General features: G+C 72.7%; 22 protein-coding genes. 14 read left to right on the top strand and 8 right to left on the bottom strand.

The features are described 5' to 3' along the window. Window positions 1-10: 10 nt before the first annotated feature. The gene (locus tag AB0K28_RS00675; RefSeq protein WP_364363375.1) at window positions 11-1,033 is read right to left on the bottom strand and encodes a PHP domain-containing protein; all 1,023 of its coding nucleotides are present in this window, start codon (window positions 1,031-1,033) and stop codon (window positions 11-13) included. A gap of 129 nt (window positions 1,034-1,162) precedes the next feature. On the opposite strand from AB0K28_RS00675, the gene AB0K28_RS00670 reads away from it, so the two are divergent. From AB0K28_RS00670 to AB0K28_RS00630, 9 genes are all read left to right on the top strand, one after another. Further along, window positions 1,163-1,738, top strand: a complete 576-nt coding sequence (locus tag AB0K28_RS00670) for a hypothetical protein (protein ID WP_364363372.1) — start codon at window positions 1,163-1,165, stop codon at window positions 1,736-1,738. A gap of 3 nt (window positions 1,739-1,741) precedes the next feature. After that, window positions 1,742-2,887 (top strand): glutathionylspermidine synthase family protein, encoded by a 1,146-nt coding sequence (locus tag AB0K28_RS00665; RefSeq protein WP_364363369.1) that lies wholly within the window; start codon window positions 1,742-1,744, stop codon window positions 2,885-2,887. A 32-nt stretch (window positions 2,888-2,919) separates the two neighbouring features. Further along, window positions 2,920-3,351: a DUF350 domain-containing protein gene (locus AB0K28_RS00660; protein WP_345387660.1), complete on the top strand. Its 432-nt coding sequence runs from the start codon at window positions 2,920-2,922 to the stop codon at window positions 3,349-3,351. A 115-nt stretch (window positions 3,352-3,466) separates the two neighbouring features. Beyond that, entirely contained in the window at window positions 3,467-4,591 is a 1,125-nt protein-coding gene (locus tag AB0K28_RS00655; RefSeq protein ID WP_364364489.1) for a helix-turn-helix domain-containing protein, read from the top strand. 103 nt (window positions 4,592-4,694) lie between these two features. Then, window positions 4,695-5,591 (top strand): ACP S-malonyltransferase, encoded by an 897-nt coding sequence (locus tag AB0K28_RS00650; protein WP_345387662.1) that lies wholly within the window; start codon window positions 4,695-4,697, stop codon window positions 5,589-5,591. Then, complete coding sequence (locus AB0K28_RS00645) at window positions 5,588-6,544, top strand: beta-ketoacyl-ACP synthase III (RefSeq protein ID WP_364363364.1); 957 nt, start codon at window positions 5,588-5,590, stop codon at window positions 6,542-6,544. The genes AB0K28_RS00650 and AB0K28_RS00645 overlap by 4 nt, the downstream gene beginning before the upstream one ends. Before the next feature lie 75 nt (window positions 6,545-6,619). Continuing rightward, window positions 6,620-6,859 carry an acyl carrier protein gene (locus AB0K28_RS00640; protein WP_043614464.1) on the top strand — a complete coding sequence of 80 codons (240 nt, stop codon included), beginning with the start codon at window positions 6,620-6,622 and terminating at the stop codon, window positions 6,857-6,859. Window positions 6,860-6,915: 56 nt separating this feature from the next. Further along, window positions 6,916-8,148, top strand: coding sequence for a beta-ketoacyl-ACP synthase II (fabF, locus tag AB0K28_RS00635; protein WP_364363361.1), 1,233 nt, complete (start codon window positions 6,916-6,918; stop codon window positions 8,146-8,148). Beyond that, complete coding sequence (locus AB0K28_RS00630) at window positions 8,149-9,573, top strand: carboxyl transferase domain-containing protein (protein WP_364363358.1); 1,425 nt, start codon at window positions 8,149-8,151, stop codon at window positions 9,571-9,573. It begins immediately after the preceding gene. Window positions 9,574-9,732: 159 nt separating this feature from the next. Here AB0K28_RS00630 and AB0K28_RS00625 read toward each other — a convergent pair whose 3' ends face one another. Further along, entirely contained in the window at window positions 9,733-10,227 is a 495-nt protein-coding gene (locus AB0K28_RS00625) for a DUF3145 domain-containing protein (protein WP_364363355.1), read from the bottom strand. A 174-nt stretch (window positions 10,228-10,401) separates the two neighbouring features. Between AB0K28_RS00625 and AB0K28_RS00620 the strand changes: the two genes are divergently transcribed. The 4 genes from AB0K28_RS00620 (at window position 10,402) to AB0K28_RS00605 (ending at window position 15,071) form a co-directional block, all read left to right on the top strand. Further along, window positions 10,402-11,427: a S8/S53 family peptidase gene (locus AB0K28_RS00620; protein WP_364363352.1), complete on the top strand. Its 1,026-nt coding sequence runs from the start codon at window positions 10,402-10,404 to the stop codon at window positions 11,425-11,427. Between the two features lie 72 nt (window positions 11,428-11,499). Continuing rightward, window positions 11,500-12,036, top strand: a complete 537-nt coding sequence (locus AB0K28_RS00615; RefSeq protein ID WP_345387670.1) for a sigma-70 family RNA polymerase sigma factor — start codon at window positions 11,500-11,502, stop codon at window positions 12,034-12,036. Continuing rightward, window positions 12,033-12,482, top strand: a complete 450-nt coding sequence (locus AB0K28_RS00610; protein ID WP_355413162.1) for a hypothetical protein — start codon at window positions 12,033-12,035, stop codon at window positions 12,480-12,482. The genes AB0K28_RS00615 and AB0K28_RS00610 overlap by 4 nt, the downstream gene beginning before the upstream one ends. A 66-nt stretch (window positions 12,483-12,548) precedes the next feature. After that, the gene (locus AB0K28_RS00605; RefSeq protein ID WP_364363348.1) at window positions 12,549-15,071 is read left to right on the top strand and encodes a CHAT domain-containing tetratricopeptide repeat protein; all 2,523 of its coding nucleotides are present in this window, start codon (window positions 12,549-12,551) and stop codon (window positions 15,069-15,071) included. Window positions 15,072-15,096: 25 nt separating this feature from the next. On the opposite strand, the gene AB0K28_RS00600 is transcribed toward AB0K28_RS00605, so the two are convergent. The 4 genes from AB0K28_RS00600 to AB0K28_RS00585 form a co-directional block, all read right to left on the bottom strand. Then, window positions 15,097-15,921, bottom strand: coding sequence for a sulfurtransferase (locus AB0K28_RS00600; RefSeq protein ID WP_364363346.1), 825 nt, complete (start codon window positions 15,919-15,921; stop codon window positions 15,097-15,099). Beyond that, on the bottom strand, window positions 15,918-17,033 hold the full coding sequence (locus AB0K28_RS00595; protein WP_364363344.1) for a nucleotide pyrophosphatase/phosphodiesterase family protein: 1,116 nt from the start codon (window positions 17,031-17,033) through the stop codon (window positions 15,918-15,920). Before AB0K28_RS00595 ends, AB0K28_RS00600 begins: the two co-directional genes overlap by 4 nt. 381 nt (window positions 17,034-17,414) lie before the next feature. Then, on the bottom strand, window positions 17,415-18,005 hold the full coding sequence (locus AB0K28_RS00590; protein ID WP_345387681.1) for a DUF5998 family protein: 591 nt from the start codon (window positions 18,003-18,005) through the stop codon (window positions 17,415-17,417). Between the two features lie 144 nt (window positions 18,006-18,149). Further along, window positions 18,150-20,795, bottom strand: coding sequence for a GNAT family N-acetyltransferase (locus AB0K28_RS00585; protein ID WP_364363341.1), 2,646 nt, complete (start codon window positions 20,793-20,795; stop codon window positions 18,150-18,152). Window positions 20,796-20,977: 182 nt separating this feature from the next. On the opposite strand from AB0K28_RS00585, the gene AB0K28_RS00580 reads away from it, so the two are divergent. Next, window positions 20,978-21,871, top strand: coding sequence for a sugar kinase (locus AB0K28_RS00580; protein WP_364363338.1), 894 nt, complete (start codon window positions 20,978-20,980; stop codon window positions 21,869-21,871). Between the two features lie 105 nt (window positions 21,872-21,976). Here the strand turns inward: AB0K28_RS00580 and AB0K28_RS00575 are convergent, their stop codons facing one another. Both AB0K28_RS00575 and AB0K28_RS00570 read right to left on the bottom strand, forming a co-directional pair. Then, window positions 21,977-24,091: a RecQ family ATP-dependent DNA helicase gene (locus AB0K28_RS00575; RefSeq protein WP_364363335.1), complete on the bottom strand. Its 2,115-nt coding sequence runs from the start codon at window positions 24,089-24,091 to the stop codon at window positions 21,977-21,979. A 60-nt stretch (window positions 24,092-24,151) separates the two neighbouring features. Further along, a complete protein-coding gene (locus AB0K28_RS00570; RefSeq protein WP_345387685.1) occupies window positions 24,152-24,976 on the bottom strand; it encodes a TauD/TfdA family dioxygenase in 825 nt (274 codons plus the stop codon). Window positions 24,977-25,027 lie beyond the last annotated feature (51 nt).

Here is a 25,027-nt window from a genome sequence, read left to right as displayed (position 1 = left end):
TCCCGCGCAGTCAGCCGCGCGTCCAGTCGAGCAGCCGGTCGAGCGGCCAGGTGTTGACGATCCTGTCCGCCTCGATCCCGCACCTCGCGGCCCGCTCGCAGCCGTTGCGCTGCCAGTCGAGCTGCCCCGGCGCGTGCGCGTCGGAGTCGATCGCGAACAGGCAGCCCGTCTCGTACGCCAGCCGCATCAGCCGCTTGGGCGGGTCGAGCCGATCGGGCCTGGAGTTGATCTCGACCGCCACCGAGAACCGCCGGCACGCCTCGAAGACCAGCTCCGCCTCGAACTCCGACTCGGGACGCTTCACCCCTCGCTTGCCGCCCGCCCGCACGACGCGGCCCGTGCAGTGGCCGAGCACGTCCACGCGAGGGTCGGCGATGGCGGTGACCATGCGGCGGGTCATGTCCTCCGCGCCCATGCGCAGCTTGGAGTGCACGCTGGCGACCACCACGTCCAGCCGGTCGAGCAGCTCGGGCTGCTGGTCGAGCGAGCCGTCGAGGTTCACGTCCACCTCGATGCCGGTCAGGATCCTGAACGGCGCCAGCCGCTCGTTCAGCGCGGCCACCTCGTCGAGCTGGCGCTCCAGCCGCTCGGCCGACAGCCCCTTGGCCACGGTCAGCCGCGGTGAGTGGTCGGTCAGAGCCAGGTAGTCGTGCCCGAGCGCGATCGCCGCCCGCGCCATCTCCTCGATCGGCGAGCCGCCGTCCGACCAGTCGGAGTGGCTGTGCAGGTCGCCCTTGAGCGCCGCGCGCAGCTCCGCGGTCTCCGCGTCGAGCTCCGTGCCGGCAGTCGCCCGCATTCGCCGCAAATAAGTTGGAACCTCACCCATAAGGCTTTCGTTAACCACAAGGGCGGTGACCTTCCCGATGCCGGGCAGATCACCGAGCCCGCCGTCACGGGCCAGACGGGCGAGTTCTCCGGGGGACAGCTCATCGATCACCGCGGCGGCGCGGCGAAAGGCACGCACGCGGTACGGGGGCTCATCCGCGCGCTCGAGCAGAAAGGCGATCTCGCGCAGGGCCTCGACCGGATCCATGCGTCCAGTCCTACCCCAGGAGAGCGGCGACCGGGAGCACCAACCCTGATCAGGGCAAATCGGCCAGGGACCATTGATCAGGGCCGAGGGCCGCCGCTAGTCTGATCGGCCCAGGAAAGCAGGAGTTTCATGCCACACCCGTCGCAGGCGCCGAAGCAACCGCCGCGCAAATCGTCCAAGATCGTTCCGCTGGCGGTCCTCGGTGTCCTCTCGGTGATGGTCGTGGGTTATTGCGCGGCGGTCGACGACGACGAGGAGGTCACGGCCGACTGCGTCCTGCTGGGCAGCCCGACCGGCAGCGGCGACTTCCCCGCCACACCGACCCCCACACCGACCGGCACTGACAGCGCCACCCCGACCGCCACCCCGACCGCCACCCCGACCGCCACCCCGACCGCCACCGACTCCCCGACCGCCTCCCCGACCCCGACCAGCAGCCCCACGGCCACGAGCACTTCCTCCGACGGCTCCTACCAGGTCGTGGACGACTCCAACTGCGACGACGACAGCCGCTCCTCCTCCACCGGCGGCCACTACTACGGCGGCTCCCACGGCGCCTACGTCTGGTACTACGGCGGCCACCGCGTCGGCACCCGCGTACGCGGCGGCACCACGCTCAAGCCCTCCGACGTCAACATCAGCAGCAGGAGCGGCAAGTCGATCCAGCGCGGCGGCTTCGGCCGCGGCTGGAGCGGCGGGAGCTGAGCCATGCGCCGCGAGCACGCCGCTCCCAGGGACGGCTGGGAGAAGACCATCGAAGGCCAGGGCCTGGCCTACCACCGCGCCGCCCACCCGGCCGGGCTGAGCCGCCCCTACTGGGACGAGTCCGTCCATTACGTCTTCTCCATGGACGAGGTCGAAGAGCTCGAACGCCAGGTGGAAGAGCTGCACGAGATGTGCCTGCACGCCGCGGCGCACGTGGTGGAGAGCGGCCGCTTCGCCGACTTCGCGATCCCTGAATGGGCGTGGGAGGACGTCGCCCGCTCATGGGAGCGCCGCGACGACCACCTGTACGCCCGCTTCGACCTGCGCTACGACGGCACAGGCCCGGCCAAGCTGCTGGAGTACAACGCCGACACGCCCACGTCGCTGGTGGAGTCGTCGGTCGTGCAGTGGTTCTGGCTGCAGGACGTCTTCCCCGGCGACGACCAGTGGAACTCGGTGCACGAGCGGCTCATCGACCGCTGGCGGGAGCTGCGCCTGCCGTCCGGCCCTGCCCACTTCGCCTTCACCAGCGCCGACGAGACCGGCGAAGAGGCCATGACCGTGGCCTACCTCCAGGAGACCGCCGAACAGGCGGGCCTCGCGACCGTGGCCGTCGCCATGGAGGACATCGGCTGGGACGCGCTCAACCGCACGTTCGTGGACACCGAGGGCCGCGTGATGCGCTCGGTGTTCAAGCTGTACCCGTGGGAGTGGATGCTGTCCGACGAGTTCGGACGCCACGCCGTACGCCACTCCACCTGGATCGAGCCGCTGTGGAAGGTGCTGCTGTCGAACAAGGCGCTGCTCGCCGTGCTCTGGGAGCTCAATCCCGGCCATCCCAACCTGCTGCCCGCCTACCTCGACGGGCCCCGCGACCTGACCTCGTTCATCAGCAAGCCGCTGCTCGGCAGGGAGGGCGCATCGATGCGCATCGTCACCCCCGAGGGGGTCCAGGAGACGCCCGGCCAGTACGGCCGCGAGGGCTACGTCCACCAGGGCTTCGAGGCGCTGCCCGCCTTCGAGGGCCAGCGGCCGGTGCTCGGCGCGTGGATGGTCGCCGACGAGGCGGCCGGCCTGGGCATCAGGGAGACGACCGGCTACATCACCGACGACACCTCCTCCTTCGTCCCGCACCGCATCGAGACCTGACCCCGTACCGACCCGTTTCGAATGGATCTTCCGTGACCCTCCTTGAGACCCTCGCCCGCGGTTCGGGCGCCATCGCCGCCTACGCCGCCGTCGGCCTGATCCTGCTGATCGTCGGCTTCTACGTGATCGACTGGGCCACGCCCGGCAAGCTGAGCGAGGTCATCCGCTCCGAGCGCAACCCCAACGCCACCCTGCTCGCCACCTCCGCCCTGGCCGCGATCGGCCTCATCGTGGCCGCCTCCATCTGGTCGGCCGGCGGCCGCCTGGGGGAGGGACTCGCGGGCACGGCCGTGTTCGGCCTGGTCGGCATCGTGGTCCAGACGCTCGCCATGTTGATCTTCGACAAGGTGGCCGGCATCTCCGTCCGCGACCTCGTCAAGGAGCAGGAGCTGCAGCCCGGCGCCCGCCTGCTCGCGGTCACGCACGTCGCGATCGGCCTGATCACCGCGGTCGCGGTCATCTGAGCCGCGAACCCGTCGCGCTCCGAACCGCCGTTCCGGACATCCGGAGGGACCTGGCACTCTAGGAGGCGTGACAGACCGGACCCGGGAGGACACCACCCGTCGGCTCGAGCGCGCCATGGGCGCGCTCGGCACCGCGGCGATGGCCCGCATGGACGAGCAGCTGCCGTGGTTCCGCGCGCTCAGCGCGGAGGACCGCTCGTGGGTGGGACTCGTGGCCCAGGCCGGCATCGCCGCCTTCGTCGAGTGGTTCCAGCACGCCGGCGAGGGCCGGCTCACGCCCAGCATCGAGTTCTTCGGCACCGCGCCGCGCGAGCTCAAGCGCTCCATCTCGCTCCAGCAGACCGTCGACGTCGTCAGGATCGTGGTCGAGGTGGTCGAGGCGCAGACCCATGAGCTGGCCGCCCCCGGCGGCGAGGACCAGCTCCAGCAGGCCATGCTGCGCTACACCCGCGACGTCGCGTTCGCCGCCGCCCAGGTCTACGCCCGCGAGGCCGAGGCCAGGGGGTCGTGGGACGCCAGGCTCGAGGCGCTGATCGTCGACGCGCTGGTGCGCGGCGAGGTGGACGACGGCCTGCACTCCTGGGCCGCCGCGCTCGGCTGGACCTCCTCCCCCGTGGTCGTCATCGCCGGCAACGCGCCCGGCGACGACCCGCGTGCGGTCATCGACGGGCTGCGCGAGAAGGGCCGCCGCATCGGCATGGACCTGCTGGCCGGGGTCCAGGCCGACCGGCTGATCGTGATCGTGGGCGGCGCGAGCGACGCCGACCACGCGGCCAAGCAGGTCGTGGCCAGGTTCGGCGTCGGTCCCATCGTCATCGGGCCCGAGGTGCCCGACCTGCACGCCGCCGCCAGGTCCGCGCGGGCGGCGCTGGCCGGGCTCAAGGCGTCCTGCGGCTGGCCCGACGCGCCCCGCCCGGTGCACGCCGAGGACCTGCTGGCCGAACGGGCGCTCGACGGCGACGCCGACGCCAGGGAGCAGCTCATCGAGAACGTCTACCTGCCGCTCGCGGGCACGCCGCTGCTCGACACGCTGGCGACGTACCTGGAGCAGGGCACCTCCCTGGAGGCGACGGCGCGGCTGCTGTTCGTGCACCCCAACACCGTGCGCTACCGCCTGAAGAAGATCACCGAACTGACGGGCTACCAGCCGACGGAGGGCAGGTCCGCCTTCACCCTCCAGGTGGGTCTCATCCTCGGCAGGCTCTCGGAGAGCGCCGAAACGTGGCGAGCGCTAACGTAACGCCGCCGAAATCCCCACTGTGGGGAACCTACAAATCACCCCGGACAAAGTTCGTACGGATCTCCATCCGCGTGTCGAAGTTCTACAGGGCAAGGTGGTTTTTGTGCTTGTACTCGTCGCCCCGGGCCAAGGTGCCCAATCACCGGGCTTCCTGACTCCCTGGCTCGAGCTGCCCGGCCTGGCCGACAGACTCGGCGCCTGGTCCGACGTCGTCGAGCTCGACCTGATCGCCTACGGCACCACCGCCGGCGCCGACGAGATCCGCGACACCGCCGTGGCGCAGCCGCTGCTCGTGGCCGCCGCACTGGCCGCCGCCGAGGCGCTCGGGGCGACCCCCGACGTGCTGGCCGGCCACAGCGTCGGCGAGTTCGCCGCCGCCGCGCTCGCCGGGGTGCTCACCCCCGAGCAGGCGCTCGGCCTCGTCCGCGAGCGCGCCCAGGCCATGGCCAGGGCGGCCGCCACCACCGAGACCGGCATGACCGCGGTGCTCGGCGGCGTCGAGGAGGACGTGCTCGCGGCCATCGAGAAGCACGGCCTGACCCCGGCCAACATCAACGGCGCCGGCCAGATCGTCGCGGGCGGCACGCTCGAGCAGCTCGCCGCGTTCAAGGACGACGCTCCCGCCCGCGCCAGGCTCATCCCGCTGAAGGTCGCGGGCGCCTTCCACACCGACCACATGGCCTCCGCGGTCGAGAGCCTGCGCGCGGCGGCCGCGGCCGTCGAGCCCGCCGACCCGTCGGTCACGCTGCTGTCCAACGCCGACGGCCAGGCGGTCGCGTCCGGGGCCGAGTTCCTGCAGCGGCTGATCAGGCAGGTGAGCAACCCCGTCAGGTGGGACTCCTGCATGGAGACCATGGCCGCGCTCGGCGTGACCGACATGATCGAGCTGCTGCCCGGCGGCACGCTGACCGGGCTGGCCAAGCGCGGCCTGCGCGGCGTGCGCACCGCGGCGCTCAAGACCCCCGACGACCTCGACGCGGCCAGGGAGCTGATCCAGTGAAGATCCCCGACATCGTTCCCGGCGCGAAGGTGCTGGCGCTCGGCCACTACCAGCCCGCCAACGTCGTCACCAACGACGACCTCGCCAAGACCATGGAGACCAACGACGAGTGGATCCAGTCGCGGGTCGGCATCAAGGAGCGCAGGGTCGCCCCGGCCGGCGAGTCCGTCGAGGACATGGCGGCCATCGCCGGCGGCAAGGCCATGGCGGCCTGCGGCATGTCGCCCGACGACATCGACCTCGTCATCGTGGCCAGCTGCACGCTGGAGACCCAGATCCCCAACGCCTCCGCGGTCGTCGCCCACCGCCTGGGCATCAACGCCCCCGGCGCGTTCGACGTCAACGCCGCCTGCGCCGGGTTCTGCTACGCGCTCGGCACCGCCAGCGCCGCCGTCCGTGCGGGCTCGGCCAAGAACGTGCTGGTCATCGGCGCCGAGAAGCTGTCGCAGTGGGTCGACTGGACCGACCGGTCCACGGCCGTGATCTTCGCCGACGGCGCCGGCGCGGCGGTCGTCGGCCCGTCCGACACTCCCGGCATCGGCCCCGTCGTGTGGGGCAGCGCCGGCGACAAGTCCGACGCCATCATCATCAAAGACCGCAACGACAGCCTCCACCAGGAGGGCCAGACGGTCTTCCGGTGGGCCACCACCGCCCTGCACCCGGTGGCGCTCGAGGCCTGCAGGCGCGCCGGCGTCGAGCCGTCTGAGCTCGCCGCGTTCGTGCCTCACCAGGCCAACCTGCGCATAGTCGAGTCGATCGCCCGTAAGCTGGGCGCCGACAACGCCGTCATCGCCCGCGACATCGTCCTCGCCGGCAACACCTCGGCCGCCTCCATCCCGCTCGCGCTCTCGCGCATGCTGGAGCGTGGCGAGGTGCAGTCGGGTGGCCTGGCGCTGGTGCTCGGCTTCGGCGCGGGCCTGACGTACGCAGGACAGGTGATCGAGATCCCGTAGGGAGCTCGGCCACCCTTCCGTACTTGTGCGGCACCGCCCGCACAGAACCCAGAAAAACAAAGGAGAACTAGCGACATGGCTGCCACCGAGCAGGACATCCTCGAGGGCCTCGGCAAGATCATCAATGAGATCACCGGCATCCCGGCGTCCGAGGTGACCCCCGAGAAGAGCTTCGTGGACGACCTCGACATCGACTCCCTGTCCATGGTCGAGATCGCCGTGGCCGCCCAGGACGAGTTCGGCGTCGAGATCCCCGACGACCAGCTCAAGAACCTGAAGACGGTCAAGGACGTCCTCACCTTCATCCAGAACTGAGCGATCGATCACCGATCCGATCCATCCATGACTGATTCCAGCAAGGAGCGCGAAACGTGAGTGCGAACCGGGTACGTGTCGTCGTCACCGGGCTTGGCGCGACGACGCCCGTCGGTGGAGACGTCACCTCGACCTGGTCGGCGCTCCTAGCCGGTCAGTCGGGCGTCAAGACCCTGACCACGGACTGGATCGACACCGTCCCCGTGAAGTTCGCGGGGACGGCGGCGGTCGATCCCGCCGAGGTGCTGCCGCGGCCCGAGGCCCGCCGCCTCGACCGCAGCGAGCAGTTCGCGCTGGTCGCCGCCCGGGAGGCCTGGCAGGACGCCGGCGCCCCCGAGGTGGCGCCCGAGCGGCTCGGCGTCGTGGTCTCCAGCGGCATCGGCGGCATCAACACCACGCTGTCGGCGTACGACACCTACCGCGAGCGCGGCTGGAACCGGCTGTCGCCGTTCACCGTGCCCATGCTCATGCCCAACGGCCCGGCCGCCTGGATCGGGCTCGACCTGGGCGCCATGGCGGGCGTGCACGCCACGGTGTCGGCCTGCGCGTCCGGCGCCGAGGCCATCGGCTACGCGATGGACATGATCAGGGCGGGCCGCGCCGACGTGGTCGTGGCCGGCGGCACCGAGGCAGCGATCCACGGCCTCAACATCGCGGCCTTCGCCGCCGCGCGGGCCATGTCCACCCGCAACGACGATCCCGAGGGCGCCTCCCGTCCGTGGGACCGCGACCGCGACGGCTTCGTGCTGGGCGAGGGCGCGGGCGTCGTCGTGCTGGAGTCGGAGGAATACGCCAAGGCGCGTGGCGCGCGCATCTACGCGTACTGCGCGGGCGTCGGCTACTCCGCCGACGCGCACCACATCACCCAGCCCGAGCCCGAGGGCCGCGGCCAGATCATGGCGATGACGCAGGCGCTCAACGACGCCGACGTCACGGGCCTCGACGTCAAGCACGTCAACGCCCACGCCACCTCGACCCCCGCGGGCGACATCGGCGAGGTGCAGGCCGTGGCCAAGGCCATCGGCACCCACCCGCTCGTCACCTCCACCAAGTCCATGACCGGGCACCTGCTCGGCGGAGCCGGCGGCATCGAGTCCGTCTTCACCATCAAGGCTCTGCAGGAGCGGATCGTCCCGCGCACGATCAACATCGACGACCTCGACGACGGCATCGAGGTCGACCTCGTCCACGACGCGAACCGCGCGCTGCCTGACGGCGACATCGCCGCGGTCAACAACTCGTTCGGGTTCGGCGGCCACAACGTGACCGTCGTGTTTAAGGGGGCTTAAATGACCGTGCTCGACAACCGGGTGGTGAGCGAGGGCTCCGATCAGGAGCCCGCTGATCCCCGCGATCCCGTCGTCCGCCTGACCGCGCTGCTCGACGAGGGCTCGCTGCGGCTGATCACGCCCGAGGACAAGAGCGGCGCGCTCGCCGCGATGGGCCGCGTCGAAGGCGTCCCCGTCGTCGCGTTCTGCAGCGACGCCCGCGTCCAGGGCGGCGCCATGGGCGGCGAGGGATGCGAGCACATCGTCCACGCCTACGACGTCGCCGTCCGTGAGCGGGTGCCCGTCATCGGCATCTGGCACTCCGGCGGCGCGCGCCTCGCCGAAGGCGCCGAGTCGCTGCACGCGGTCGGCCGGGTCTTCGCCGCCATGACCAAGGCGTCCGGCATCGTGCCGCAGATCTCCGTGGTCGTCGGCCCCGCCGCCGGCGGCGCCGCCTACGGGCCCGCGCTCACCGACCTGGTCATCCTCGCCGACACCGGCCGCATCTTCGTCACCGGTCCCGACGTCGTGCGCAGCGTCACCGGCGAGGACGTCGACGCCGCCGCGCTCGGCGGGCCCGACCCGCACAGCAAGCGCAGCGGCGTGGCCCACATCGTCACCAAGTCCGAGACCGACGCCCTCGTCAAGGCGCGCCAGCTCGCCACGCTGCTCGGCCACCAGGGCCGCATGCGCACCGGCGAGATCGGCGAGATCGACTTCTCGTCCCTGCTGCCCGACTCCGCCCGCCGCGCCTACGACGTCAAGCCTCTGGTCAACGGGCTGCTCGACGAGCCGGGCCTGGAGCTGCACCCCAAGTGGGCGCCCAACATCGTCACCTCGCTCGGCCGCATGGGCGGCCGCACGGTCGGTGTCATCGCCAACAACCCGATGCGGCTGGGCGGCTGCCTCGACGCCACGTCCGCCGAGAAGGCCGCCCGGTTCGTCCGTATGTGTGACGCCTTCGGGGTGCCGCTGGTTGTCCTGGTGGACGTACCCGGTTACCTCCCGGGTGTCGGGCAGGAGCACGACGGCGTGGTCCGGCGCGGGGCCAAGCTGCTGCACGCCTTCGCCGAGGCGTCGGTGCCGCGGGTCACGCTCATCACCAGGAAGGCGTACGGCGGGGCGTACATCGCGATGAACTCCCGCGCGCTCGGCGCCACCAAGGTCTTCGCCTGGCCGACCACCGAGATCGGGGTCATGGGTGAGGTGGCCGCGGTGCGCGTGCTCAAGCGCCGCCAGCTGGCCGCCGTCCCCGAGGAGGAGCGGGCCGAGCTGGAGCTGCGCCTGGCCGAGGAGCACAAGCAGGAGTCCGGCGGGCTGGTCAGGGCTCAGGAGCTGGGCGTCGTCGACGAGGTGATCAAGCCCGGCGAGACACGCGGCGCGATCGCCAAGGTGCTGTCCCAGGCCACCCCTGCCAGGGGCGCCCACGGCAACATCCCGCTGTAACACGCGACCTCACGGCAGAGGCCCCGCACCGGAATCGGTGCGGGGCCTCTCTCGTGTCTTCGGGCGCCCTTCACGGGTCTCGGGCGCTCGTCAGCGTCGTCGCGGGGCTCATACGGCCGTTCGGGGCGTCACCCTCGCGGCCGGTGCTCGCTTTCGGGGTCAGACGGCCGCGTGCAGCCACCTGACCGGGGCGCCGTCGCCGGCGTACCGGAACGGCTCCAGCTCCTCGTCCCACGGCCGGCCCAGCATCTTGTCCAGCTCGTCCTCAAGCACGCACCGGCCCTGCGCGGCCATCATCATCACGGAGCGCAGCCGGTCCTCAGGGATCATGATGTCGCCGTTGACGCCGATCACGGCCGTGAAGGGGCCGAGCGTCGGCGTGTAGGCATGGCGGGAGCCGTCGACGCCGGGTGAGGCGTCCTCGGTGATCTCGAACCTGAGGCGCTGCCAGCCCATGAGGGAGGAGGCGATGGCCGCCGCGATGCCCGGCCGGCCCTCCCACTCCGCCTGGGCCCGCACGACGTTGGGCGCGGCGGGTTGCGGAGTCCACGTCAGGTCTACGGGCACGCCAAGGACACCCGCGACTGCCCATTCGATGTGAGGGCACAGCGCGGGCTGAGCCGAGTGGACGTAAAGGACGCCACGAGCAGACACCGGACCTCCCGTTCGGTACGAGGTGCGCCTTCCCCAACGGCCTCGTCCCGGGATGATCACAAGTGACTAGGGAGAGACTACCGTCGGTCGCTATCCGGCACCAGAGGGGGGCCATACCAAGTTGGTGCGCAAGTGGCGGGTGACAGGTCGTCTCCGCAGGAAACATACCCGCTCATGGAAATCCAATCAGTCGGGGAGGCGTTCGTCCGCCCGCGCCAGGTGCTGACCGACCGGACGGCGCTGTCGTCCGTGCGGCGCTGGACGCAGGCGGTCTCGGAGGCGGACGGCGTCTGCGTGCTCCACCTGGCCGAAGGCGTCGATCCGTGCGAGCTGACCGCCGAGTTGCGCGAGCAGGGCCTGCGCGCCTCTCCCAACCACGTCTTCCGCGGCCAGCCGCTGTTCTTCGGCGGCCCGGCCTCACGGCCCTTTCCCACGCCGCCGATCGGCGGCAGGACCCACAGATCCCGCTCCGACGTGGTCGTGGGCCTGCTCGACACCGGCGTGTCCAAGCACCCCTGGTGGTCGGGCAGCGAATGGTACGCCCGCCTCGGCCCCCAGGAGGCCGACGCCATGGAGGGCGAGCAGGCGGGGCACGGCACGTTCATCGCGGGTCTGCTGACCCGCCGCGCCCCGGGCGTGTCGCTGCGCGTGGAGCGGGTGCTCGACGCCGATGGCGTGACCGACGAGGCGACCGTCGTCCGCGCCCTGCACCGCATGCGCGAACGTCCCCCGCACGTGCTGAACCTCTCCTTCGGCGGCCACACCTTCGACGACCGGCCGCCGCCCCTGCTGTCCGACGCCCTCGGCGCGCTGGGCGCGACGTCCACGAGGACGGTGACCGTGGCGTGCGCCGGCAACACCGCGTCCGACCGGCCGTTCTGGCCCGCGGCGCTGCCCTTCGTGGTCGGCGTGGCGGCCGTGGACGCCTCCCAGCAGTGCCGCGCCCCCTACTCGGGCTACGGCACCTGGGTCGACGCGTGCGCCCGAGGCGACTGGCTGACCAGCAGCTATCTCGACGTGGGCGAGTTCGGCGGGTACGCGGCGTGGAGCGGCACGTCGTTCGCCACCGCGCTGGTGAGCGGCGCCATCGCCGACGCGGCCAGGGACGAGCCCGCCAGGCCGTGGATCGACCGGCTGCTCGACTCCGAGGAGACGCCGCAAATTCAGGATCTGGGGGTCCTCTTCCCGGCGAGTCTGTAGAGTTTACGCTCAGTCCCCGGACCATCACGGGGAGGCATGATCGCCTCCCCTGGCCGGGCGGAAGGAGGCCGTATGCGTGATCTGCGTGATCCAGCGGAGCTGCTCACGGCCGCTGCCAAGGACGACCGGGCGGCATGGGACGAGCTCGAAGCGAGGTTCGGGCCGCGCATGTGGGCGGTGGCCAGGGCCTGCGGCCTGAGCACCGTCGACGCGGCCGACGCGGTCCAGGGCGCCTGGCTCCGCCTGCTGCAACACCTCACCGACATCAGAGACCCGGCGAGCGTGGGCGGCTGGCTCGTGACGACGGTGCGTCGCGAGGCCCTGCTCATGCAGCGCAAGGACCCGCCCCTCGTCTCCGCCGCCGAGCCGGTCGGCGAGCCCGACCCGGCCGCCGCCGTCCTGGAGGCCGACGGTCGCCGCCGGCTCTGGCAGACGGTCTCCACGCTCGACGAACCCTGCCGCTCGATCCTCGAACTCGTCGCGAACGAGGCCGGCAACCAGCAGGTGGCATCGCGGCTCGGGCTGCCCGCCGGCAGCGTCGGCCCGACGAAGGCACGCTGCCTGGAGAAACTGCGCACTCTGCTCTCACTACAGGAGACAGCGCAATGATCAACGACGAATACTTCCTGGCGGCCCTCCGGCTGGGCGCCGGGAACGACCCGATCCCGGGTCACGTGTCCGCCGCCGCACGTGACGCCTACCGGCTTCGGGTGCCGATGGCGGTCACCGCCGCCGCCCACGCCGAGTCCGCCACGATCCGCAGCGTGCGCGACGACGACAGCTCGCATCTGGTCAGGTTCATCGCCGCCGGCCTCACGTTCGACCTGGAGGTGACGGAGGGCGACGGGCTCATCGACGTCGCCGGCCACATCTCCCCCTACCCCGGCGAGGGCGCCCTCGTCGACGTGCGCTCCCCGCACCTGACGCTGACCAGGCGCATCGCCCCCACCGGCCACTTCGTCGCCACGGGGTTGCCGCCCGGCTGGCTGAGCGTGGTGTGCCACCGGCCGGGCCACGCACCCGTACAGACCACATGGGTGCGCATCCGCCCCTGACCCGCCAATGACCCGGCCGGGAGAGCCGCGCATTTCTCCCGGCTGTCTTCTCCTCCGAGGCCGGCCATGAGCGCATCATCGGACCCCCACGACCTCCATCCGGACCTCCATCCGCTCGTCAGAGCGGCCGAGGCCGCCATGATGCGTTCCCTGATCGACCCCGAGCACGCGCTGCTGGCCTCCCGTGCCGTCCGGGAGGCCGCGCGGCGCGACGGGTGCCGCGAGGCCGAGGCCGTCGCGCTGCGCTCGATGGCGCTGGCCGCGCGCGAGCTGGGCGACCTCGAAGGCGCCGAGCACCACCTGCGGGCGGCCATCGCCATGACCGACATCCCGCCGGAGCGCGTGGCGCAGGCCAGGTTGTCGCTGGTCACCGTACGCACCGAGCGTGGCCACCCGCTGCAGGCGCTGCGCGTGGCGGCCCTCGCCTGGGCCTACCTGTCGCCGCTCGACCAGGCCAAGCTCGACACGCAGCGCGCGGTGGCGCTGGCGCGGCTCGGCCGGCTCCAGGAGGCCATCGCGTCCTGCGACCGTGCGCTGCGGGCGCTGGTGAAGGCGCCCGGCACGCTCGACGACCGCAGGTTCCTGGCCGGCGGGCTGCTCAACCGGGGGCTCATCCACTCCTGCCGGGGCGACTGGGACGCCGCCCTGCGCGACCTCACGGCCTGCCTGGAGATCGCCAAGCACGCCGGGCTGCGGCACCTGGAGCGGCTGTCGGCCGCCAACCTGCCGTTTCTGTCCGTACGCAGGGGCGATCTCGCCGCCGCGTTCAAGCACTACCACGAGGCCGAGGACACCCTGTTCGGCTATCCCGAGCGGCTGGCCACGATGCGAGCCGACTTCGCCGGCGCGCTGCTGGCCGCCCACCAGCCGGGCGAGGCCAGGGCGATGCTGAGCCTGGCCGTGCCCGACCTGGAGGCGTCGGGAGCGCGGGTCGCGCTGGCCGAGGCGCGGCTGAGGCTGGCCCAGGTCGAACTGCTCACCGGCGACCCCACCAGGGCCTGGCAGGTGGCCGAGCAGGCGGCGGCCGAGCTGTCGGAGCAGCAGCGCGTGTCGTGGCTGCCGCTGGCCAGGGAGGTCGTGCTGCGCTCGCGGCTGGCGCTCGGGCCCGTCACGCGCGAGCTGGTGGGCGAGCTGGTCGAGTGCGCCCGCGAACTGGAGGAGTGCGACGAGCACGGCGCGGGTGCGGCGGCCCTGCGGCTGGTCGCAGCCGAGGCGGCGCTCGCCGTGGACGACCGCGGCACGGCCATGGCGCAGCTCGCCCGGCTCACCCGCAACGCCGGGCCTCAGGAGCGGCGGCCGCCCGCGGGCACCCGGCTCACCCGCCTCGCCTCCGAGCCGCAGGCCAGGCAGCTCGCCCGTACGTCGCCGATCCCGGTGCCGGTGCGCCAGCACGCGCTCGCCCTCAGGTCGGCGCTGCAGGAGGACCTCGCGGGGGCCTTCGCCGCCGTACGCGACGGGCTGGCCGAGGTGAGCGGGTGCGTGGAGGGGCTGGCGGACCCGTCGCTGCGGGCCCACGCGGCGCGGGCGGGTGAGCGGCTGGCGGCGTTCGGGCTTGAGCTGGCCGTACGCGACGGGAGCGCGCGGGCCGTCTTCGAGTGGGCCGAACGGTGGCGGGCCGTCGCCGCGCCCGCCCACGCGTGCGCGCTCGTGGACCCTGACCGGGTGCGTGCCGAGCTGGGGCGGGGCGCGCTGGTCGAATACGTGGCCGACCGCGACACGCTGCTCGCCGTCCTCATCACCGGTGAGCGCCTGCTGCTGCGGCGCATCGGTGACCTGCGGCAGGTCAGCGAGGCGATCCTGCGGCTGCGGTACGCGCTGCGCAGGCCCGCGCAGCGGCACGACGCCGAGGCGGCCGCCGTCGCGCTCGAAGAGCTGGTCCTGCGGCCCCTGGCTCCGGCGATCGGTGACCGGCCGCTGGTGGTGGTGCCGGTGGCGAGTCTGCACACGCTGCCCTGGGGTGCGCTGCCCGGCCTGCGCGAGCGGCCGGTGAGCGTGGCCGCCGGAGCGGCGGCGTGGCTGCGGGCCCGCGCGTCCGCCCGTCGTGCCGGCGTCCCGCCCACGCTGGTCGCCGCCGCCGGGCCCGCGCTTTCGCACGCGCATGCCGAGGTGGAGCACGTCGTACGCTGCCATCCTGGCGGGCGCTCGGCCCCCGGGCGGGTGGGGCCGGTGAAGGAGGCGCTGGTCACGGCCGACGTCGTGCACCTGGCGGCGCACGGGGTGTTCCACTCGCGCAGCCCGCTGGTGTCCGGCATCACGCTGGAGGACGGGGCGCTGATGGCGTACGACCTGCTGGACCTGCCGCGCACGGCCGGGCTGGTGGTGCTGTCGGCGTGCAACTCGGGGATGTCGCGCACGCCCATGGAGGGGGCGCCGCTCGGGCTGTCCGGGACGTTCCTGTCCAAGGGCACGTCGTGCGTGATCGCCGGCATGCTGCCGATAGGCGACGAGTCGGCGCGGGCCCTGATGAGCGCCTTCCACGAGCTGCTCACCGCCGGACAGGCCCCCGACGCGGCGCTGGCCTGCGCGGCGGCCAAGACGGGCGAGCTGGGCTTCACCTGCTTCGGCGCCGGCGACCTGCCCGTCTACTGAGCCGCGCGGCCCGGACTCTCGATGGTCAGCCGGTGGCTATCGGGCGGTCGGGGTCGGTGACCCAGTCGGACCAGGAGCCGACGTAGAGGGCGGCGGGCAGGCCCGCCACCTCCAGGGCCAGCACCTCATGTGCGGCCGTCACGCCCGAGCCGCAGTACGCGCCCGTCTCGACGCCGTCGCCCACGCCCAGGGCGGCGAAGCGGGAGCGCAGGTCATCGGGGGCGAGGAAGCGTCCGTCCGGGGTGACGTTGCCGGTGGTGGGGGCGCTCACCGCGCCGGGGACGTGGCCGGCCACCGGATCGACCGGCTCCACCTCGCCGCGGTAGCGCTCGCCCGCGCGGGCGTCCAGCAGCACGCCGCGCCCGGCCAGCTCGCCCGCCTCATCGGCCGACAGCACCGGCATGCCGCCCGGCCTCGCCGTGAAGTCGCCCTCGGCCGGGGCCGGCGCCTCCTTGGTGACCGGGAAGCCGGCCGCGAGCCAGGCGGGCAGGCCGCCGTCGAGGACGCGTACGTCCTGGTGGCCGAAGTAGCGCAGCGTCCACCAGGCGCGGGCCGCGACCGTGGCGGCGGCGTCGTCGTACACGACCACCGGGCGGCCTGCGGAGACGCCGAGCCGGCGCATCGCGCTCTGGAACGCCGCCGCGCCGGGCAGCGGGTGGCGCCCGCCCGCGCCGGGCGGTGCGGCGAGGTCGGTGTCGAGGTCGCAGTAGACGGCGCCCTCGATGTGGCCCTCGCGGTAGGACTCGAGCCCGGGCGGCCCGCCGAGCCGCCAGCGTACGTCGAGCACGGCGACCTCGCCCTGCCTGACGAGCTCCGCGAGCGCGGCCGGGGTGATGAGCGGGCTGGTCACGGGCGTACCTCCAGGAGCGGGACGTGCTGCTCCGCCGAGGTCAGCGAGCCGTGGTAACCGGTGAACGCCGCCTCGACGGGATGTCTGCTGGGAGCGGTGATGGCGAGGTCGGTGCGGGGGACGGCCACGACGTCGCCGATGCGGGCCAGCCACGGCTCGCGTACGCGGGGGCCGAACCAGCCGGACTCGACGGCCTCCTGCCGCGACACCACCCAGGCCCGCTCGCCCAGCGTCTCCCGCCAGGCGTCGAGCACCTGCGCGGCGGCCCCCGGCTGCGCGTAGACGTGGCGCGCCCTGGCCTCGCCGCCCAGCATCGCCACCCCTTCGGTCAGCTCGGGGACGCTCTCCGCGTCGATCTTCTCGGTGGCGTTGATCATGCCGTGGTCGGCCGTGACGTAGAGGGCGGAGCCGGGCGGCAGGCCCTCGGCCAGGCGGCGGGCCATGTCGTCGACGATCTCCAGCCGGCGCAGCCACTCCTCGCCGCCCCAGCCCTGCAGGTGGCCCGCGGCGTCGAGGTCGCCGTAGTAGACGGTGACGTGGGACCGGCGGCGAGCCCGCAGCGCCTCGTGGACGCGGGCCACCCGGTCGTCCACGGTGGCGGCCGGGACGTAGCGGACGCCGCGGTAGACGGCCCTGGTCAGGCCGGTGCCCTCGAACTCGGCGGGGGCGACGTAGACGGGCTCGACGCCCGCGGCGGCGGCGCGTTCGTAGACGGTGGCCGCCGGTTGCCAGGTCTCGGGATCGATCGGCGCGCCGCCGGGGAAGGTCCAGCGCAGGCAGTTGAGCATGGCGCCGGTGCCCGGCACGGCGAGCAGCAGGCCGACCATGCCGTGCTCGCCGGGGGTCAGGCCGGTGCCGAGCGAGGTCAGGCTGGTGACGGTGGTGGCGGGGAAGCCGGCGGTGAGCCGCTTGGAGGTGCGGTGTGCCGCCAGGAACGGGGCCCGCTCGGGGTGGGCGTCGAGCAGCTCGGCGCCGAGGCCGTCGACCAGGAACAGGCAGACGCGGTCGGCCGGGTCGAGGGCCAGTGGGTTGGGCTCGGGCATGCCGAGCGCGGCCAGCAGCGAACCCGGAAGGTCGGCCAGGGACGCGCCACCATATCCGGGCACCAGCATGCCCCTCAGTCTAGCCCCGCCCCGATCACCCGCCCCGGCGCCGGCGAACGCATCGGCAGCAGGCCGAAAGCGAACACCCATCAGCCCCGGCTCCACAGCTCAGCCGCCTCCACCGACGGAACCTGCTCGTCAGACATCGGCTTGCGGCGGTGATCAGCGTCCAGGCCCAGGCACGGACACGGCCCCCGCAACCAGCATCGGCTCGCGGTGGTCAGAGTCGGGCGCGAGGCACAGACAGACACAGAGAGGCACAGAGAGGCACGGACACGACCCGCATGCCAAGTGCCGGAGCGCGCGGCGGGCAGGGGCGGGCACACGGATCCGCGTGACAGGCGCCGGCTCAGGCGGGGGTTGCCTGGTGAAGGGGTCAGGTGGAGGGGGTCAGGTGGTGGCGCGGGCGGTGGCTTCGGAGAGGGCCTTGGCGAAGGCGAGGACGTGGGTGACCGCCTCGGGGCCGTCGGCGGCCTCGCTGACCCGCAGCGACAGGTCGTCGGCGGTGATGGCGCCGGTGTAGCCGTGGTCGGCCTCGCAGTTTTCGTCGCCGCACGTGGCCGGCTCGAGGTCGACGTGGGAGATGGCGCCCCAGCCGATGGTGAGCGTCACCTCCGTGGGAGGGATGCCGGGCACGTAGGAGGCGGGGTCGGGCACGACGCGGGTGACGGCGACGGACTGGACGCGGCTCAGCCGCACCGCCTCGGTGGTGGTGGAGGCATGGGACGCCGAGACCCCCTCCACCGCGGGGTGCTCGTCGGTGTGGCAGACCAGCAGCCGCGTGCCCGTCAGCACCAGCACGGTGACGTGGCGGCGCACCTCCATCGCGGGATCGAAGGTCGCCTCGTGGTGGACCACGAACGCGGTCACGGCCTCCTTGCCCAGCGCGGATTCGACCGCATCGGTGACGAGGTCGGGGTAGTAGCCGCTGCGCTCGATCGCTTCGCGCAGGCCCGCGGCTGAGACTCGGGTTTCCCTCATGGGTCCATCCTGCCAGGGACGGGCAGTACACTCACCCGCCGGATATAACGCTCTATAACGTCTTATGCCGGGTCATCAGGGGCACTCGGTCCGCTCCCTTCGCTCAGGGCTGACCGAGAGCCCCCGAGGAGCCGGGCGGGCCGGTCAGGACAGCCGCCGCGGGCCCCCGTCGAGTCTCGGGCCCGCCGGGGTGCGCAGGGTGGCGCGGGCCCCGAGGATCATCACCGCCGACTCCCCCACGAGCACCTGGTCGAGGTCGAGCCTGGCCACCTCGGGCAGATCGTGCGCCAGGCGGCCGACGCGTACGAGCAGGTCCTCCAGGGCGTCGACCGCGACCGGCGGATAGCCGTACTGGCCGAAGAGCAGGGGCGCCGCGCGTACGGACCTGATCAGGTCGGAGGCGTCCTCCGGGGAGAGCGGCGCGAGGCGGAAGCTCTGGTCGAGCAGGAGCCGCGCGGTCACCTCGCCCAGCCCGAACGACACCACGGGCCCGAACGCGGGATCCTCGACCATCCCGACGACGGTCGGCACCGCGGGCTGCGGCGCCATCCGCTGCACGGCCAGCTCCGCGTGCTCGCCCAGCAGCTCGGCGTAGGCGTGGCGGACCATGTCGGGGCCGGTCAGCCCGAGGCGCACGGTGCCGGCCCGCCGCGAGGCCGCGGGATCGGCCACCTTGACCACCACCGGCCAGCCCAGCCGCTCGGCGGCGGCCACGGCCTCGTCGGGCGAGCGGACGATCTCGGCGGGCCAGACGGTCAGCCCGTAGCAGGACAGCAGCTCGGCCGCGTCGACCTCGACGGGCGGCCCCTGCTGGGCGAACCCGCCGGGCGGGATGTCGGGCGCGGTGCCCGCCAGCGTCTCGCGGGCCAGCGTCTGGGCCCGGTCGGTGTCGATGCCGCTCAGCTCGGGCGGCGGCTGCACCGGCTGGGCGCGCCAGCGGGCGTAACGGACGACGTGGGCGAGGGCGCGTACGGCCTCCTCGGGGGCGGCGTACGACGGGATGGACCCCCGCGCGGGCCCGTCACCGGGGACGCGCAGCGCGGGATGCATGCCGAGATGCCCCATGAACGTGGCGAGCACCGGCTTGCCGGAGTCCTGGGAGGCGCGCAGCAGCTCGGCGGCCACCTCGTCGGTCTCGCCCGGGATCGGCGGCATGTAGATGACGACGGCGGCGTCCACCTCGGGGGAGGCCAGCTCGCCCGCGAGCGCGGCACCGTACTCGGCGGGCCCGGCGGCGGGGCCGAGGTTGACCGGCTTGCGGGGTTCGAGCCCGGCGGCCAGGCAGGCGTCGGCGGCGAGCAGGCCGAGCGCGTCGGAGTTGGTGACGAGCGCGGTGCGCGGCCCGCCGGGCAGCGGCTGGTAGGCAAGCAGCTGCCCCACGTCGAAGAGCTGGATGAGGTCGTCGACCCTGATCAGCCCCGCCTGCTCGAACAGCGAGCTGATCGCCGAGTCGGGCAGCCCCAGCTCGGCGGCGGAGTGGCCGGACGGGGTGCCGCCGCTCTTGACCACCACGACGGGCTTGCGGCGGGAGATGCGCCTGGCCAGCCGGGTGAACTTGCGCGGGTTACCGAGCGACTCGAGGTAGAGCAGGATGACCTCGGTGGAGTCGTCCTCCTCCCAATACTGCAGGAGGTCGTTGCCCGAGACGTCGGCGCGGTTGCCGGCCGAGACGAACGTCGAGATGCCCATGCCGCGCTGGGCGACCCGCTGGAGCAGCGCGGTGCCGAGCGCGCCCGACTGGCTGAAGAAGCCCACGTTGCCGCGGCCCGGCACGGTGGCGGCGAGGGTGGCGTTGAGCTTGACGCCGGGGTCGGTGTTGGCGATGCCGAGGCAGTTGGGGCCGACGACGCGCAGGCCGTAGGAGCGGGCGATGCGGGCCAGCTCGTCCTGCCTGGCCCGGCCCTCGGCGCCGGTCTCGCCGAACCCCGACGACACCACGACCAGGCCGTGCACGCCTTTCTCCGCGCACTCCTTGACCACGTCGAGGACGCCTTCGGCGGGCACGGCGACCACGGCGAGGTCGACCTCGCCGTCGATGGCCGTGACGCTCGGGTAGGCGCGCACGCCCGCCACCGCCCGCACCTCGCGGTGCACGGGGTAGACGGGGCCGGTGAAGTCGGCGGCCAGCAGGTTGCGCAGCACGGTCTGGCCGACGCCGCCCGGCTCGCGCGAGGCGCCGATCACCGCGACGGATCCGGGGGTGAGCAGCCGGGCGATCGAGCGGGACTCGGCGCGGTGCTCGCGGGCCGCGGTGACCTCGGCGGAGGTGTCGGTGGGGGTGAGGTCGAGCGTCATGCGGACGACGCCGTCCTCGAACTGGCTCTGCGCGGTGTAGCCGGCCTGGCGCAGCAGCCCGGTCATGCGCATGTTGGCGGGCAGCACGTCGGCGATGAAGCGTTCGATGCCGCGCTCGCGCGCGGTGGCGGCCAGGTGTTCGAGCAGCACGGAGGCCACGCCCCTGCCCTGGTGGGCGTCCTCGACGAGGAAGGCGACCTCGGCCTCGCCCGGGCCGGTGCGGTCATAGCGGATGACGGCCACCATCTCGGTGCCGATGGTGGCGATCAGCGCGACGCGGTTGACGTAGTCGACGTTGGTGAAGCGTTCGACCTCGCGGTCGGACAGCCGGGGGCGCGGCCCGAAGAACCGAAAATAGATCGACTCGTCGGACAGACGGGAGTAGAACGAACGGAGACGGTCGGCGTCGGCGGGCCTGATGGGGCGCACGTGCGCGGTGCCGCCGTCGGCAAGGACGACATCGGCCTCCCAATGGGCCGGATATTGTGCCTCCACAGAAACGAGCGTAAACCCGCATCCCACATGCCAAGACGCTGGGGCCCTGTTGGGCAACGCTTGTGCATCGACTCCTGCCCGGTGTCGGGGGTATGCCCCACGAGCAGCTCGGAAGCTGTTAGTTTTGCCGTGGCGTTTTGCCGTGGCCAGGCTCGATCTGAAGGCAGCAAGGTGGTGACATCATGACGCGGGTCGTCGTGGTGGGCGATCTCATGACCGACGCGGTGGCGCGCGCCCGTTATGCGCTCGCCAGGGCGAGCGACACCCCGGCGATCGTGACGATGCACGGCGGCGGCTCGGGTGCGAACATCTCGTCCTGGCTGGCCGTCGAGAACAGCGAGGTGGCCTTCATCGGCCGCAGGGGCGCCGACATCACGGGGCGTAACCGCGACATGGAGCTGATGGGCTACGGCGTCGACGCCCGGCTCGTCATGGACCCCGAGCGGCCCACCGGCACGTGCGTGGTGCTGGTCACGCACAAGGGTGAGCGCACGATGCTCTCCGACCCCGGCGCCAACGCCGCGCTGTCACCGGAGGACCTCCCGCGCGACCTCTTCGTCCAGGGCTCCCACCTGCATCTGTCGGGTTACACGCTGATCAACGAGGGCTCGCGCGACGCCGGGCTCGCGGCGCTCGACATGGCCAGGCACACCGGCATGTCGATCTCCGTCGACTGCGCGTCGTCGGCGCCTCTTGAGCGTACGGGCGCCGAGCCGTTCCTCGAGTGGACCAACGGCGCGAAGTTGCTGTTCGCCAACATCGACCAGGCCAAGGTGCTGACCGGCCGCGACGACGCCGAGGCCGCGGCCAAGGTGCTCACGGCGTGGTTCCCGCAGGTCGTGATCAAGATGGGCGCCGAGGGCGCGCTGTGGTTCAGCAACGGGCGCCCCGACCCCGTGCGAGTGGCCGCCGAGCCGGTCGACAAGATCGTCGATGGCACGGGGGCCGGTGACGCGTTCTGTGCCGGGTTCCTGCCGCCGTGGCTGGAGGGCAAGCCCCCGGCCGACGCGCTGGCCTCCGGCTGCCGGCTGGCGTCGAAGGCGATCATGCACCTCGGCGCCCGCCCGCCGTTCTAGACTCAGACCTCCTCAGCCAGTCACGGCGCCCGCGACCGCCGCACTCCCTCAGCTGGTCACGGCGAGCGCCAGCAGAAGCACGGCCGGCGCGCCCGCCGCACTCCCTCAGCTGGTCACGGCGAGCGCCAGCGGCAGCACGGCCGGCGCGCCCGCGTGGCGCACCTGCGCCGCCGCCAGCGTCATCGTCCAGCCGGTGTCGACGCGGTCGTCGACCAGCAGCACCGGCCCGCCGCACTGCGCGATCGCGGCACTGAGGTCCTTCGGCATCGCGAGGGTGCCCCTGATGGCCAGCACCCGCTTGGCGCTGTTGAACTGCTTGCCCGGTGAGCCCGCGCGGTAGCCCAGCTCCCCCAGATAGTGCAGCCGCCCCACCTGCGCCAGCCGCTCGGCGAACCCGCGCACCAGCTTGGGCCGGCTCGCCGACGGCACGTTGACCACCGCGACGGGCCGCTCCCGCCACTCCCACGCCGACAGCACCTTGATGACGGCGGCGAACATGTCGTCGGGCATCGGCCCGTCGTCGCCGGCGAACAGCTCGCGCAGCCGGTTGCCCCAGCCGATGTCGGTCAGCCGCCCGAGCGCCCTGCCCGGCTCGGCGCCCAGCTCGGGCTTGATGCGCCCGGACAGGTCGGACAGGCCGGTGGGCCACTGCCTGCGGGCGTCGATCTCGACGCCTGGCCTGCTCAGGCGCTCGCGGGCGGTCTCGACGGCCTGCGCGGCGATCTCCGGCGAGCGGTGCCTGCCGGTGCAGTTGTCGCAGCGGCCGCAGGGCGTGGCGGTGTCGTCGTCGAGGTGGCGGCGCAGGAACTGCTCGCGGCACTCGGTGGTGGTGAGGTAGGCCAGCATGGCCTCCTGCTCGGCGCGGCGCTCGGCGGCGATGCGGGTGTAGCGCTCGGTGTCGTAGGCCCAGGGCTCGCCGGTGGCCGCCCAGCCGCCCTTGACCCGGCGTACGGCGCCTTCGACGTCGAGCACCTTGAGCATCATCTCCAGCCGGCCGCGGCTCAGGTCGACCGCGGTCTCCAGCGCCGGGGTGGACATGACGCCGCGCTCCTCCAGCGTCTGGAGCGTGGTGCGCACGACGGGCTCGGGCGGGAAGGCCAGCGAGGCGAAGTAGGCCCAGATGTCGCGGTCTTCGACGCCGGGCAGCAGGATGACCTCGGCCCGCTCGACGCCGCGCCCCGCCCTGCCGACCTGCTGGTAGTAGGCGACCGGCGACTGCGGCGCGCCGACGTGGATCACGAACCCCAGGTCGGGCTTGTCGAAGCCCATGCCGAGCGCGCTGGTGGCGATGAGCGCCTTGATCTTGTTGCCGATCAGCGCGTCCTCGGCGGCCAGCCGCTCGGCCGGCTCGGTCTGCCCGGAGTAGGCGGCCACTTCGAGGCCCTGCTCACGCAGGTAGCCGGCGATCTCGTGGGCGGCGGCCACGGTGAGGGTGTAGACGATGCCGGAGCCGGGCAGCTCGCGCAGCGTCTGGGCGAGCCAGGCGAGGCGCTGCTCGGCGGTGGGCAGGCGGACGACGCCGAGGTGGAGGCTGTCGCGTTCGAGCGGGCCGCGCAGGACGAGCGTGTCGTCGCCCTCGGGACGCAGCTCGGGCGGCAGGCTCAGCTGCTCGGCGACGTCGCGGGTGACGCGGGCGTTGGCCGTGGCGGTGGTGGCCAGCACGGGGATGCCGGGCGGCAGTTGCGCGAACAGCGTGGACAGCCGGCGGTAGTCGGGCCGGAAGTCGTGGCCCCAGTCGGAGATGCAGTGGGCCTCGTCGACCACGACCAGCCCGGCGCTCTCGGCCAGCTCGGGCAGGACGTTGTCGCGGAAGTCGGGGTTGTTGAGCCGCTCGGGGCTGACCAGCAGCACGTCGACCAGGCCCTCGGCGACCTGGCCGTAGATCTCCTCCCACGCCTCGGGGTTGGCGGAGTTGATCGTGACGGCTCTGATGCCCGCGCGCTCGGCGGCGGCGATCTGGTTGCGCATGAGGGCGAGCAGCGGCGAGACGATGACCGTGGGGCCCTCGCCCATCTCGCGCAGCAGCGCGGTGGCCACGAAGTAGACGGCCGACTTGCCCCAGCCGGTGCGTTGCACGACGAGCACCCTGCGGCGGTCGAGCACCAGGGCCTCGATGGCGGACCACTGGTCGTCGCGGAGCCTGGCGTGCTCGCCGGCCAGCGCCTGCAGCCGCTCTTCGGCCTCTTCCCGCAGCATCGCGGCATCGGGGGCATCAATCATGCCTCCCTTGTTACCAGCTCCGGGCGACGAAATTCGCCGCTACCGCGACGGAAACGCCTCTCAGGCCGGGTCGGCGTGCTCGGGGAAGGCGTTGATCGTGACGCGGTGCATGCGGCGGCGCTCGGTGTAGTCGGCGACGGCGTAGTGCTGGGTGGGCCGGTTGTCCCAGAAGGCCAGCGTGCCGGGCCGCCAGCGCAGCCTGACCTGGAACTCGGGCGAGCGGATGTGGTCGATGAGGAGCGGCAGCAGCGCCTCGTTCTCCCTGTCGGTCAGCCCGGCCAGGCGGGTGGTGGAGGCGCGGTTGACGAACAGCGCCTTGCGGCCGGTCTCGGCGTGCACGCGGACGACCGGGCGCTCCACGGGCGGCCACTTGGCCTGGATCTCGGCCAGGTCGAACGGATGCCCCTTGGCGATGGCCTTCTTCATGGACATCGTGATGTCGTGCACGGCGGTCAGCTCGTCGCACAGCCGCTGGATGGAGGGCGAGAGCGTCTCGTAGGCCAGGTACGTGTTCGCCCAGCACGTGTCGCCGCCCACGCTGGGCAGCTGCACGCAGCGCAGCAGCGAGCCCATGGGCGGCGTCGGCTCGAAGGTGTTGTCGCTGTGCCACTCGTCGCCGCCCTCCCCCTTGGGCGAGGTCTGGTCGAGGACGTGGATGGGGCTGGTGGCGTCCTTCTTGAACGCGGGGTGGTTGAGCGTGCCGAAGTTCAGGGCGAACTGCAGGTGCTGCTCGTCGTCGATGGGCTGGTCGCGGAAGAACAGCACGAGGTGCTCGAGCCAGCCCGCCCGCAGGGTCGCGACCTCTTCCTGTGACAGGGGCTTGCGCAGATCGACCCCGGTGACCTCGGCGCCGATGTGCTTGGTCACGGGATGGAACTCGATCATGACGCCCTCCGGAGACAGATGCGGATCCCTCGGATCGAACGTACGACCCAA

The organism is Nonomuraea sp. NPDC049504 (genome assembly GCF_040676845.1).
Taxonomy (GTDB): Bacteria; Actinomycetota; Actinomycetes; order Streptosporangiales; family Streptosporangiaceae; genus Nonomuraea; species Nonomuraea salmonea.
Note: the sequence above shows the minus strand (reverse complement) of the source record. Positions and strands in the feature narration are given on the sequence as shown.